General features: G+C 62.5%; 13 protein-coding genes and 1 pseudogene. 6 read left to right on the top strand and 8 right to left on the bottom strand.

What is annotated here, in order from left to right:
- Window positions 1-60: 60 nt before the first annotated feature.
- The gene (gene aspS / locus VQ065_RS09090) at window positions 61-1,836 is read right to left on the bottom strand and encodes an aspartate--tRNA ligase (protein WP_023098803.1); all 1,776 of its coding nucleotides are present in this window, start codon (window positions 1,834-1,836) and stop codon (window positions 61-63) included.
- 439 nt (window positions 1,837-2,275) lie between these two features.
- On the opposite strand from aspS, the gene VQ065_RS09085 reads away from it, so the two are divergent.
- On the top strand, window positions 2,276-2,746 hold the full coding sequence (locus VQ065_RS09085; protein ID WP_003086103.1) for a Dps family protein: 471 nt from the start codon (window positions 2,276-2,278) through the stop codon (window positions 2,744-2,746).
- Between the two features lie 213 nt (window positions 2,747-2,959).
- Window positions 2,960-3,574, top strand: coding sequence for a cold-shock protein (locus VQ065_RS09080; protein ID WP_003086101.1), 615 nt, complete (start codon window positions 2,960-2,962; stop codon window positions 3,572-3,574).
- Window positions 3,575-3,622: 48 nt separating this feature from the next.
- On the opposite strand, the gene VQ065_RS09075 is transcribed toward VQ065_RS09080, so the two are convergent.
- Together VQ065_RS09075 and VQ065_RS09070 are read right to left on the bottom strand one after the other, a co-directional pair.
- Window positions 3,623-3,832, bottom strand: coding sequence for a SlyX family protein (locus VQ065_RS09075; protein WP_003086099.1), 210 nt, complete (start codon window positions 3,830-3,832; stop codon window positions 3,623-3,625).
- Entirely contained in the window at window positions 3,833-4,261 is a 429-nt protein-coding gene (locus tag VQ065_RS09070; RefSeq protein ID WP_003086095.1) for an HIT family protein, read from the bottom strand. It abuts the gene before it with no gap.
- Between the two features lie 718 nt (window positions 4,262-4,979).
- On the opposite strand from VQ065_RS09070, the pseudogene oprD reads away from it, so the two are divergent.
- Window positions 4,980-6,311: pseudogene (gene oprD, locus VQ065_RS09065) on the top strand (outer membrane porin OprD).
- 63 nt (window positions 6,312-6,374) lie between these two features.
- Here oprD and VQ065_RS09060 read toward each other — a convergent pair.
- Window positions 6,375-6,782, bottom strand: coding sequence for a PaaI family thioesterase (locus tag VQ065_RS09060; protein ID WP_003086091.1), 408 nt, complete (start codon window positions 6,780-6,782; stop codon window positions 6,375-6,377).
- Window positions 6,783-6,889: 107 nt separating this feature from the next.
- Between VQ065_RS09060 and VQ065_RS09055 the strand changes: the two genes are divergently transcribed.
- Together VQ065_RS09055 and VQ065_RS09050 are read left to right on the top strand one after the other, a co-directional pair.
- A complete protein-coding gene (locus VQ065_RS09055; protein ID WP_003086089.1) occupies window positions 6,890-8,605 on the top strand; it encodes a proline--tRNA ligase in 1,716 nt (571 codons plus the stop codon).
- A gap of 8 nt (window positions 8,606-8,613) precedes the next feature.
- Window positions 8,614-9,570 carry a hypothetical protein gene (locus VQ065_RS09050; protein ID WP_003086088.1) on the top strand — a complete coding sequence of 319 codons (957 nt, stop codon included), beginning with the start codon at window positions 8,614-8,616 and terminating at the stop codon, window positions 9,568-9,570.
- A gap of 16 nt (window positions 9,571-9,586) precedes the next feature.
- Here VQ065_RS09050 and VQ065_RS09045 read toward each other — a convergent pair whose 3' ends face one another.
- On the bottom strand, window positions 9,587-9,862 hold the full coding sequence (locus VQ065_RS09045) for an acylphosphatase (protein WP_003102385.1): 276 nt from the start codon (window positions 9,860-9,862) through the stop codon (window positions 9,587-9,589).
- Complete coding sequence (locus VQ065_RS09040; RefSeq protein ID WP_003102387.1) at window positions 9,862-10,326, bottom strand: TlpA disulfide reductase family protein; 465 nt, start codon at window positions 10,324-10,326, stop codon at window positions 9,862-9,864. Before VQ065_RS09040 ends, VQ065_RS09045 begins: the two co-directional genes overlap by 1 nt.
- 344 nt (window positions 10,327-10,670) lie before the next feature.
- Between VQ065_RS09040 and VQ065_RS09035 the strand changes: the two genes are divergently transcribed.
- Entirely contained in the window at window positions 10,671-11,054 is a 384-nt protein-coding gene (locus VQ065_RS09035) for a hypothetical protein (RefSeq protein WP_014603632.1), read from the top strand.
- Between the two features lie 10 nt (window positions 11,055-11,064).
- Here VQ065_RS09035 and VQ065_RS09030 read toward each other — a convergent pair whose 3' ends face one another.
- Window positions 11,065-11,250, bottom strand: a complete 186-nt coding sequence (locus tag VQ065_RS09030) for a hypothetical protein (RefSeq protein ID WP_003086081.1) — start codon at window positions 11,248-11,250, stop codon at window positions 11,065-11,067.
- Window positions 11,251-11,408: 158 nt separating this feature from the next.
- Window positions 11,409-12,644: a YihY family inner membrane protein gene (locus VQ065_RS09025; protein WP_003086078.1), complete on the bottom strand. Its 1,236-nt coding sequence runs from the start codon at window positions 12,642-12,644 to the stop codon at window positions 11,409-11,411.
- Between the last annotated feature and the right edge of the window lie 59 nt (window positions 12,645-12,703).

Genomic DNA, 12,703 nt, shown 5'->3' with positions numbered 1-12,703 from the left:
CTCCGTATTGCTCTCTCGGCAGGAGGCGCCGCAAGCGGCGCCACCGCGGGTTGATTCGAATCACTCGGCCTTCGGCTGCTCGCGCAGGCGAATGTGCAGCTCGCGCAGGGCCTTGCCGTCCACGGAACCCGGTGCCTGGGTCATGACGTCGCCAGCGCTCTGGGTCTTCGGGAAGGCGATCACTTCGCGGATCGACGATGCACCGGTCATCAGCATGACCAGGCGATCCAGGCCGAAGGCCAGGCCGCCATGCGGCGGCGCACCGTACTTGAGCGCGTCGAGCAGGAAGCCGAACTTCTCTTCCTGCTCCGCCTCGTCGATGCCCAGCACGCGGAACACCGCCTGCTGCATGGACTTGTCGTGGATGCGGATGGAACCGCCACCCAACTCGGTGCCGTTGAGCACCATGTCGTAGGCGCGGGAAAGCGCCGCGCCCGGATTGGCCTCAAGCTCGGCCGGGGTGCACTTGGGCGAGGTGAACGGGTGGTGCAGCGCGGACAGCGAGCCGTCGTCGTTCTCCTCGAACATCGGGAAGTCCACGACCCACATGGGCGCCCACTCCCGGGTGAGCAGCTTGAGGTCATGGCCGACCTTGATACGCAGCGCGCCCAGGGCATCGCAAACGATCTTGGCCTTGTCGGCGCCGAAGAACACGATGTCGCCGTCGACCGCGCCAACGCGATTGAGGATCACGTTCAGGTTGGCCTCGGGGATGAACTTCACGATCGGCGACTGCAGACCTTCCACGCCCTTGGCGCGCTCGTTGACCTTGATGTAGGCCAGGCCCTTGGCACCATAGATGCCGACGAACTTGGTGTAGTCGTCGATCTGGCTGCGCGGCATGGAGGCGGCGCCCGGTACACGCAGGGCGGCGACACGCCCCTTCGGATCGTTGGCCGGACCGGAGAAGACCTTGAACTCCACTTCCTTCAACTGGTCGGCGACGTCCACCAACTCCAGCGGGATGCGCAGGTCGGGCTTGTCCGAACCGTAGCGGCGCATGGCCTCTTCGAACGGCATGTGCGGGAACTCGTCGAACTCGACGTCCAGCACTTCCTTGAACAGCTGGCGCACCATCTTCTCGGTGATGCCGATGATGTCGCTCTCGTCGAGGAAGCTGGTCTCGATGTCGATCTGGGTGAATTCCGGCTGGCGGTCGGCACGCAGGTCCTCGTCACGGAAGCACTTGGCGATCTGGTAGTAGCGATCAAAGCCGGCGACCATCAGCAGTTGCTTGAACAGCTGCGGCGACTGCGGCAGGGCGAAGAAGTGTCCCGGGTAGGTACGGCTCGGCACCAGGTAGTCGCGCGCGCCTTCCGGCGTCGGCCGGCCGAGGATCGGGGTCTCGACGTCGAGGAAGCCGTTGTCGTCCAGGTAGCGGCGAATGCTGCTGGTGATGCGCGCGCGCAGCTTCAGCTTGGCAGCCATCTCCGGACGACGCAGGTCGATGAAGCGGTAGCGCAGGCGGGTTTCCTCGCCCACATCGGAATATTCATCCAACGGGAACGGCGGAGTCTCGGCCTGGTTCAGCACTTCCAGTTCGTAGCCCAGTACCTCGATGGAGCCAGACGCCATGTTCGGGTTGCGCGCGCCTTCAGGGCGCAGGCGCACCTTGCCGGTGATCTTCACCACGAACTCGCTGCGCACCCGGTCGGCCTTGGCGAAGGTTTCCGCACGGTCCGGATCGAACACCACCTGGGCCAGCCCCTCGCGATCGCGCACATCGAGGAAGATCACTCCACCATGGTCGCGGCGGCGGTGAACCCAACCGCAAAGGGTGACTTCCTGGCCGTCCAGGCTCTCGTTCAGTTGGCCGCAATAGTGGCTGCGCATCATGGTGTGGTTCGCTTCTCGTAAGTCTTGGATTCTGTGGAGCCGCCGGCTGCCTGGCGACCATTGCCGGGCTCTCGCCGGCCCTGACCGAGCACCGGAACCATCGGTACGCCCCCGGAAGGACATCTCCCGCGCTGCCCGGTGAACGGCAACGGCGAAGCACCCGCATCCGGGCCCACTTCGCATTGAAGGCGGGGATTATAGCCTGAAAAATCCATGGCTTGCAGCCAGCCCCGCCGGCCTGTCACGCGGGAAGCCAGGCCGTTGAACGGAAGCATTTCGCCGCACCCTGCGAACCATTCGCTTGACCGGGCAGTCGGAATAGATTCTCCCTATCGCCGCCTTTGACATAGACCAAGAGCGCTGGGAAAAACCCTGTGTTAGCCTCACTCCAAATGTTTCGGAGTGCCCCATTCACAAGGCCGACTGAAAGGAGAACGCCATGGAAATCAATATCGGAATCGGCGAACAGGATCGCGCAGCCATTGCCGAGGGCCTGTCGCGGCTACTGGCCGACACCTACACCCTCTACCTGAAAACCCACAACTTCCACTGGAACGTCACCGGCCCGATGTTCAATACGCTGCACCTGATGTTCGAAGGTCAGTACACCGAACTGGCCGTTGCCGTGGACGACATCGCCGAGCGCATCCGGGCCCTGGGCTTCCCGGCGCCCGGCACCTACGCCGCCTACGCCCGCCTGTCGTCCATCAAGGAAGAGGAAGGCGTGCCGGAAGCCGAGGAGATGATCCGGCAACTGGTCCAGGGCCAGGAAGCCGTGGTGCGCACCGCCCGCAGCATCTTCCCGCTGCTGGACAAGGTCAGCGACGAACCCACCGCCGACCTGCTCACCCAACGCATGCAGGTACATGAAAAGACCGCCTGGATGTTGCGCAGCCTTCTCGCCAGCTGATCGTCGATCGCTCGATAGAAAGCGGGGCCCGCCTCAGGGCCCCGCCCTCCCCTCCGGCGCCAACCGCTTGATTTGAGTAGCCTCCTGCTTTCCTGTTAAATAGCCGCCGTGCGTCACACGCATAGGCCGGCCGTCCTTCCGCACCTTTCGTTTCATGCACCGAAGCGCTGTCCGGCTACTTGATCGTTACCCCATCAAGGTGAACTCATTGACATGTTGAAAATCGTCCTTCTGGTCACGGGCGTCGCCGCCCTATTGCTGTCCTTCATTCCCAGCCTAAGAACCGAAGCCACACCCTTCCTGCAACATCCCGATGCCATCTACCTGGCCATTCTGGGCCTGATCAACCTGCTCTTCGCTCCCGTACTGCAATCGTCACATCCAACCCGCCCGCTGCAGGCCGGCGCAGCCGCCCTGCTGGTCCTGGGCGTCGTCCTGCAGGCACTGATCCTGCTGGCGCCGCTGCCGACCATCGCCGACCAGCCGGCGATCGTCCTGCCCCTGCTAAGCCTGGTGCTGGCCACGGCCCTGCAACTGGCGGGCAGCCTGAAGCCCGGCAAACCGGTCTCGCGCAGCGCCAGCGCCCCGACGGCCCTCGGCGGCAGCCAGGACAGCGGCAACCGGGAGACCGGTACCGTGAAGTGGTTCAACACCTCAAAAGGTTTCGGCTTCATTTCCCGCGATTCGGGCGAGGACATCTTCGTCCACTTCCGAGCGATTCGCGGCGAAGGCCACCGCATCCTCATCGAAGGCCAGCGCGTGGAGTTCTCGGTGGTACAACGGGACAAGGGCCTGCAGGCGGAAGACGTAATCGCCTCCCGCCGCTGACCGCCGCGAAAAACAGAAAACCCGCCGAACGGCGGGTTTTTTGTGCATTCAATAATGGGGAGGAGGCGCTTCGTCTTCCCCCGCCTCGCCCACCAGCCCCTGGACGTCTTCCAGACGCTTGATCAATGCCGCGACCTGAAGCTGCAGTCGCTCAATGCTGCGCTGCTGCTCGACCACCACATCGTTGAGAGCCTGCAAAGTGTCATCCTGGAAAGCCTGGCGGCATTCCAGGTCATCCATGCGCGCGTCCAGCTCCATCTAGGCCTCCCCGGCAAAACGGAAGCCGTCGGTCAGCACCATCCGCAACTTGCCGCGGATCGCCTCGACCTGCTCGGAAGAATAAGGCTGAGCCGGATGGCGCCCCCAGACAGGGCCGGGCCAGGCGTCGTCGCCACGTCGCCGGACGATCACGTGCATGTGGAGCTGGCTGACCACATTGCCCAGGTTAGCGACATTCATCTTGTCCGCACGGAAGGTGTCCTTGAGCACCTCTGCCAGCAGCGTGGCCTCGCGCCACAGCGCCTGCTGGTCATCGACATCGAGCTGGAACAGCTCGGTGACATCCTCCCGCCTCGGCACCAGGATGAACCACGGATAGCGGGCATCGTTCATCAGCAGCAGGCGGCTGAGGGGAAAGTCGCCGAGCAACAGGGTGTCCTGCTCCAGCCGGGGATCCAAAGCGAACATACTGACCTCTCCTGTTCGACCGTCATTCATGGACAGCTTAGCCCCTCCTTCCGAGAAGGGACCCGCCATAACTGCCGCGCAGGATACTTCGCCGCCCGGCCAAAGCAAGCCCGCACATCCGCCCGCCCCAGCTTGGCGCGCCTCTCCTGCCGAACGCCCCATAAGATGCCGGTCGAATGAATACAGCGCGATGCCGAACATAAGACATGCCGTGGATACAAACGCATTCGCCACAGACAACTCGATGGCAACCAACCCTTGAAGCAGACGGATTACAAACAGGTTTCAAGGCATGATTCGTTTGCTTTCAAACAGAATAGCTTCGCTCTCGAAGAGACCAACTGGAATACATAGGCGAAGCCGTTTTCCAATTTGTGCACGGAGTTTGCTTATACCTCTTTCATCACAGTAAGAGGGGCCGTACGGAACATGACATTTTTATTACAAGACCCCGCCAATCGGGAAAAGCGACTTGAGAAGCGACCTCAACAAGAGTGACCAAGCCCGCGACATACGTCATTTTTTCAACTGCGCACCTACGCAGATGCGACATACGTCATGCAATTTTGCGACAACGCCGTAAAGAATCCGTCGCTTCGGAACCTCAACTATCGCCAAGAAACACTGCGTGCTATAAGTTAGCGCCGACAAGAAGAACTAGCCGTCACTGCGGCACTGTGATGGCAGAGATAATTTCAAAACCAAAGGAGCAATCACAATGAAAGTGATGAAGTGGAGCGCCATTGCACTGGCGGTTTCCGCAGGTAGCACTCAGTTCGCCGTGGCCGACGCATTCGTCAGCGATCAGGCCGAAGCGAAGGGGTTCATCGAAGACAGCAGCCTCGACCTGCTGCTCCGCAACTACTATTTCAACCGTGACGGCAAGAGCGGCAGCGGGGACCGCGTCGACTGGACCCAAGGCTTCCTCACCACCTATGAATCCGGCTTCACCCAAGGCACCGTGGGCTTCGGCGTCGATGCCTTCGGCTACCTCGGTCTGAAGCTCGACGGCACCTCGGACAAGAGCGGTACCGGCAACCTGCCGGTGATGAACGACGGCACGCCCCGTGACGACTACAGCCGCGCCGGTGGCGCCGTGAAGGTACGCATCTCCAAGACCATGTTGAAGTGGGGCGAGATGCAGCCGACCGCTCCGGTCTTCGCCGCCGGCGGCAGCCGCCTGTTCCCGCAGACCGCGACCGGCTTCCAACTGCAGAGCAGCGAACTCGAAGGGCTCGATCTCGAAGCGGGCCACTTCACCGAAGGCAAGCAGGGCACCACCACCAAGTCGCGCGGCGAACTCTACGCAACCTATGCAGGCGAGACCGCCAAGAGCGCCGATTTCATTGGGGGCCGCTACGCAATCACCGATAACCTCAGCGCCTCCCTGTAGGGTGCTGAACTCGAAGACATCTATCGTCAGTATTACCTGAACAGCAACTACACCATCCCACTGGCATCCGACCAATCGCTGGGCTTCGATTTCAACATCTACCGCACAAACGATGAAGGCAAGGCCAAGGCCGGCGACATCAGCAACACCACTTGGTCCCTGGCGGCAGCCTACACTCTGGATGCGCACACTTTCACCTTGGCCTACCAGAAGGTCCATGGCGATCAGCCGTTTGATTATATCGGCTTCGGCGAGAACGGTTCCGGCGGCGGCGGTGACTCGATTTTCCTCGCCAACTCCGTGCAGTACTCCGACTTCAACGGCCCCGGCGAGAAATCCTGGCAGGCCCGCTACGACCTGAACCTCGCCTCCTATGGCGTTCCCGGCCTGACTTTCATGGTCCGCTATATCAATGGCAAGGACATCGATGGCACCAAGATGTCTGACAACAACGTCGGCTATAAGAACTACGGCTACGGCGAGGACGGCAAGCACCACGAGACCAACCTGGAAGCCAAGTACGTGGTCCAGTCCGGTCCGGCCAAGGACCTGTCGTTCCGCATCCGCCAGGCCTGGCACCGCGCCAACGCCGACCAGGCCGAAGGCGACCAGAACGAGTTCCGCCTGATCGTCGACTATCCGCTGTCGATCCTGTAATCGACCGACAGGCAACGAAAAAACCCGGCATCGCCGGGTTTTTTCTTCTCGGCGGCAACGCGCCTATAAAGGAAGGGCGTAGGTACCGGTCACATGGGCCACCAGGTCTTCCTCATTACTCTGCGAAAACACCCCGACCTCGCAGACGACCTGGCGCCGCCCCAGCTTGAGGATGCTCGCCTCGGCCAACAGGTCCTCGGGCCTGGGCTTGCTGAGGAAGTTGATGTTCAGGTTCGAGGTCACGGCCATCTCGACCGCCCCGAGACGCCCGAGAATGACCGCGTACATCGCCGCGTCGGCCAGCGCCATGATGGTCGGGCCGGACAACGTTCCACCGGGACGCACCAGCTTGCCGTGAAAAGGTATGCGCGCCAGCGCATGTCGTTCGTCGAGACGCTCGACACGAAAATCGATGTCCTCGGCCATGGGCAGCCCCATGCGGATCAACGCCTGTACCTGCGCCGCGTTCATTGCCTGCTGACTCCTCATCATCGATGGCCGGCGCCCTGTACGCAGCCAGACCGGCACCGTACAATGCCCAGCCATTCCTCCCGATACAACCGACATAACGGCCAAAGATGCGTACCAGTCAGTATCTGCTTTCCACGCTCAAAGAAACCCCCGCCGACGCGGTGGTAATCAGCCATCAACTGCTGCTTCGCGCCGGCATGATCCGTCGCCTGGCCTCGGGTCTCTACACCTGGCTGCCAATGGGCCTGCGGGTACTGCGCAAGGTCGAGACCATCGTCCGCGAGGAAATGAACGCTGCCGGCGCCCTGGAAGTGCTGATGCCGGCGGTGCAGCCGGCCGAGCTGTGGCAGGAGTCGGGGCGCTGGGAGCAATACGGCCCTGAGCTGCTGCGCCTGAAGGACCGCCACGAGCGCGAATTCTGCGTAGGCCCGACCCACGAAGAAGTGATCACCGACCTCGCGCGCAACGAGCTGAACAGCTACAAGCAACTGCCGATCAACTTCTATCAGATCCAGACCAAGTTCCGCGATGAGATCCGCCCGCGCTTCGGCCTGATGCGCGGACGCGAATTCATCATGAAGGATGCCTATTCCTTCCACCTGAGCCAGGACTCGCTGCAGCAGACCTACGACGGGATGTACCAGGCGTACAGCAAGATATTCTCCCGCCTCGGCCTGGATTTCCGTCCCGTGCAAGCCGACAACGGCTCCATCGGCGGCAGCGGCTCCCATGAGTTCCACGTGCTGGCCAACTCCGGCGAGGACGATATCGTCTTCAGCGACAGCTCCGACTACGCCGCGAACATCGAGAAGGCCGAAGCCGTGCCGCGCGAGAGCGCCCGCGGCAGCGCCACCGAGGACATGCGCCTGGTCGACACGCCCAACACCAAGACCATCACGGCCCTGGTGGACGGCTTCCAGCTACCGATCGAGAAAACCATCAAGACCCTGGTGGTGCATGGCGCCGAAGAAGGCACCCTGGTCGCCCTGATCGTCCGCGGCGATCACGAACTCAACGAAATCAAGGCCGCCAACCAGCCGCTGGTCGCCAGCCCGCTGGTATTCGCGTCGGAGGCCGAGATCCGTGCCGCCATCGGCGCCGGCCCCGGCTCGCTGGGCCCGGTCAACCTGCCGATCGCCTGCATCGTCGACCGCTCCGTCGCCCTGATGAGCGATTTCGCCGCTGGCGCCAACATCGAGGACAAGCACTACTTCGGCGTGAACTGGGAGCGCGACCTGCCGCTGCCCGAGGTCGCCGACCTGCGCAATGTCGTCGAAGGCGACCCCAGCCCGGACGGCAAGGGCACCCTGGTGATCAAGCGCGGCATCGAGGTCGGTCATATCTTCCAGCTTGGTACCAAGTACAGCGAAGCGATGAAGCTGAACGTCCTGAGCGAACAGGGCAAGCCGGTCAACCTGATCATGGGCTGCTACGGCATCGGCGTATCCCGCGTGGTCGCCGCCGCCATCGAACAGAACCATGACGAGCGTGGCATTCTCTGGCCAAGCGCACTGGCGCCGTTCCAGATCGCCCTGGTACCGCTGAAGTACGAAACCGAGAGCGTCAAGCAGGCGACCGACAAGCTCTATGCCGAGCTGACCGCAGCCGGTTTCGAAGTGCTGCTGGACGATCGCGACAAGAAGACCAGCCCCGGGGTGAAATTCGCCGACATGGAGCTGATCGGCATTCCCCACCGCATCGTGATCAGCGACCGCGGCCTCAACGAAGGCGTCCTGGAATACAAGGGCCGCCGTGACAGCGAGTCGCAGAACCTGCCGATCGGCGAACTGATGTCGTTCATCACCGAAAAACTCAGCCGCTGAGCGTAACGATGCCCACCGGAAGACCCCTGCGCCTATTCGCCGCCGCCCTGTGCGGCGGCCTTCTGCTGAGCGGCTGCGCCAACCAGTTGCCGCAGCGTAGCGAGCATGAGGAGCGCGTCGAGCGGAAGCTGCTCGAACATACCCTGCAAGTCGATGTCGGCCAGCCCGATGTGCTCGAACTACCGCAGCGCCGGGTCCGGATCAACGACCAGAAGTCCTTCGAGGTCACCGAGTTCGAGGTGACGCGCCGTTACGACCGCTATACGCCGTACCAGGCCTGGCGGGAGATCTACGAGATCCCGTTGGGCGCGGTGGCGCTGGTGGCCGGCGTCGGAGCGAACATCGTCAACGTGGTGACCTTCGGCAGCGTACCGGACAACATCACCCACGGCTGGATCAACTATGGGCTGGCCGGGGTGAATCCGTTCATGAACGTGGAATCCAACGGTCGCGCCGAACAGAATCTCGCGAGCATCGACGAGAAACAGCGCGACAAGCGCCTGGAGTACTCCAGCCTGCCCTGGGCGGAGCGTCCGGTCATGGTCAGTTCCGGCAAGGAACTCAACGAACTGCTTACCGACCGTCATGGCGTGCTGCGCCTCAACCTGCTTGACAGCCCCTTCGCCGAACAGGACATCAGCCGCATCTCGCAGATACATCTTTCGGTGAGCGACCCGCAGGATGGTACCCGCGCCGATGCCAGCCTCCGCGTCAGCCGCAGCCTGCGCGGCAAGCTCCTGGAAGCTCACGCCCTGATCTATGACGACCTGGAAGGCGATGACGTCCACCACTGGGTCCATCGGGTGAAACGCCTCGCGGAGCTGGGCCTGGAAGAAGAAGCCAGCGAACTGGAACAGAGCCTGATCGAACTCACGCGCAACGACCCCGAACTGCAGCAGCAGTTCATGCATGCCCTGCTCCGGGATGCCGGACGCCTGGCCGCGGACCCTGGCGAGACGCCCTGACGGCGAACTCGCCTCGTCAGCGACGGACGACGAAGCCAGCGATCCCCTGCAGCGGCATTTGCTCGACCTCGACCGCAGAGACCTCCGCGTGCCGCGGGCCCCGCCCCAGCCATCGCTCCAGGGCTTTCGCCCGGTCCTCCTCGCCCTCCCAGACGACCTCGACACGCCCGTCATCCAGGTTGCGCACCCAACCGTCGAGTTCGAGGCGATCAGCCTCTTCCCGGGTCGCCTGGCGGAAACCGACGCCCTGTACCCGGCCGCCGACATAGGCATGCAAGCAGATCCTCGCCATCAGCGTCCCTCCCGCAAAGCCTCGAGCTGTTTCAATATGCCATCGGCCGTCTGCTCGCCCAGCAGACGCTGACGCATTTCCCCCCGAGCATCGACGATATAGGTGACAGGCAACGCTTCGCTGCGAGGGAGCTTGAAGCGAGGCGCCGGATCATCGGCCAGCACGGTGAAGCGAATCCCCATGCCATCGGCCGACTTCTTCAACTCGGCATCGCGCAGGCCATCGAAATTCACGCCAATGACGCGCCCGCCCTGCCCTTCCAGCACCTGCGCAAGGCGATTCATCTCCGGAATCTCGGTCCGGCAGGGCGCGCACCAGTCAGCCCAGTAATTGACCACCAGCCAATGCCCGTCCAACTGCTCCGCAGCGACAGGACGCCCGTCCTGGTCGACTCCGTAATCCGCCGAACAGCCCGCGAGAAACAACACCGCAGCAGCGCCCAGCGGGCGTAGCCAACTCCCCATGTCAGGAACCTCTCGAGTCAGGAAAACTTCGGCCGGACCAGGGCAACCCGGCGCGGCACTATGGCGAGACCTTACTGGAAGCCATCCACCTCTGCAAAACCGAGTGGAGACGAATATGGGAAGAAGAAGCCCCGATACTTCCTACAAGGCACAAAGTGCGAGAAGAGTCACGACAATCGCCGTCGAACCGCACAGTTTGACGCAAAGGACCACCCCTATAATCCGCGTGCCACACACGACGCGACGACTCAACCGGCCGTATGCCCAGGCATCGGCAGGATCGACTTGGGGAGAAGTCGAGAGCGACGAGTCCGAAGCCCTTTTTAACGGACACACTGCTGCTTATGAAAGACCATCTGATCGGAAGCGTCCCCCCACACCTGGTGGATGCCGCACGCCCGACCCTGACAGCCCACGAGGGCCTGGTCGCGGACTACAACATTGCCGCCTGGCTACATCTTCCGGATGCCTGCGACCTGCTGGTGTCACTGGTGGTCAGCTATCTGGATGGCGGGCGCCAACGCGAAGTGGCGGTGGATCACGGACGAATCGACCGCCAGCAACGCATCCTGCTTTCCGGCATTGCCCGCCTGCCCGTACGGCAGAAAGTGGAGAACATGCAGGTACGCCTGAAGTCGGCGACGGCCTTTTCCCGACTGGTCGTGGAGGAGTTCTTCGTACAAGCGGTGGAGCAGGAAAACAGGTCACAGCAGGTGTCCGAAGCTTGAGCCGGATCGCTCAGCCCTGGCGTACCTGATCGAGCAGGGGTTCGTCCCGCTCTTTCTCAGGCGACGGTTCGCTGACGCTACGCGCCGGCACCAGCGACTCCGGCCAACTGCTGAACTGCAGCCCGGTAATCCGGTTCAAACGCTCAAGCGCTGCCTGCTCATCCTTGTGATGCAAATGGACGACCTTGTTCGACATTGGGAGCATGAACGGGAACCTCGGCGGAACTACGGAGTGAAACGACTGTCACACGAGGGTTTGCCAGAAGCGTGCCAACAGCGCTTTCCCTGCGCTTGCTGGGATTCCTCCGGCAGAATGCAGCGCCTCATGCACATCGTTCGCCGCAAACTGACACTTTACGTCACCTTCGCTCCCGAGGTTCCGTCCGCCAGCCAGTGGGCCAGGCTTTCTCCGAACAGCGCCTCCTGCTCCACCTGCAAGCGCTCCATGGCCTGCTGGAACGGCGGATACCACGCCTCGTCCAGATTCGCAGGCATGCGCTCTCGGCTAGGCATGGGCCAGGGGCAGCGATTCAGCAAGCGGTGCACACTGTAGGCGCCAAGATCCCGGCACAGCACCCACTCACCTCCGCCGGCGCGGCAGACGAACTGCTCCTTCTCGAGAAAGTCCAGCAGTTCCTCCCACTCATCCTCGGGCAACAGCCAACCCGCACGATGCAAGTGGGTCAGGCGTAGCGACTGTCCAAGCTGCTGGCGCTGGTGGAACACCCTCAGCACGCCGAGCAGAACGATCAGCTTGGGCAGCGAGCGCCGCCGCCAGAGACGGGAAGAAGAGAGATTGCAGACCAGCACCGCGCCGAACAGAACGATCATCCAGGAAAGATAGATCCACAGCAGGAAGATAGGCACGGTGGCGAAGGCACCGTAGATCAACTGGTAGCCGGGAAACAGGCTTACGTACAGCCCGAACAGGGTTTTCGCGGCTTCGAACAGTACCGCGGTGAACACGCCGCCCATCAGGGCATGGCGCACCGGGACCCGGGCGTTCGGGACCGCCGAATAGAGCAGGGTGAAGGCCGCCACGCTGAACGCCAGCGGCATCAGCCCTAGCAGCGTCTCCGCGCCCGGCAACGCGTCCGGGCCATGGAGCAGCGACAGCGAAGTGATGTAGGTGGTCACGGCGAAGCCGGCCCCCAGCAACAATGGGCCCAGGCTGAGGATCGCCCAGTAGAGGAGGAACCGCCCGACACCCCGGCGTGGCTGGCGAACCCGCCAGATCTCGTTGAAGGCTTTCTCGATGGTCACCAGCATGGTGAAGGCGGTGACTGCCAGAAAGACCACCCCGACCCAGGTCAGGTGCCGGGCCTGGGTGGTGAAACTCTTCAGGTAGGTTTCCACCGCTTCTCCAGCGGAAGGCACGAAATTGCGAAAGATGAAAGTCTGGATCGACTCGCCCATGCCATGGAATGCCGGAATCAGCGAAAGCATGGAAAACATCACCGTCATCATCGGCACTACCGCGAACAACGTGGTGTAGGTCAGCGCCGCCGCGCTGTTGGGAGCCTTGTCGGTGACGAAGCGATGAGCGAGGAAGCGAGCGAACTCGACCCCATCGTTGAAATGTTCGCGCATGCCCTCTCCTTGAAGTCGCGCCGGTTCTTCGCCTCTCGGGGCGGTACTTCGCGCCGACG

The sequence above is a fragment of the Pseudomonas sp. KBN10P06128 genome (assembly GCF_037574945.1).
Taxonomy (GTDB): domain Bacteria; phylum Pseudomonadota; class Gammaproteobacteria; order Pseudomonadales; family Pseudomonadaceae; genus Pseudomonas; species Pseudomonas aeruginosa.
Note: the sequence above shows the minus strand (reverse complement) of the source record. Positions and strands in the feature narration are given on the sequence as shown.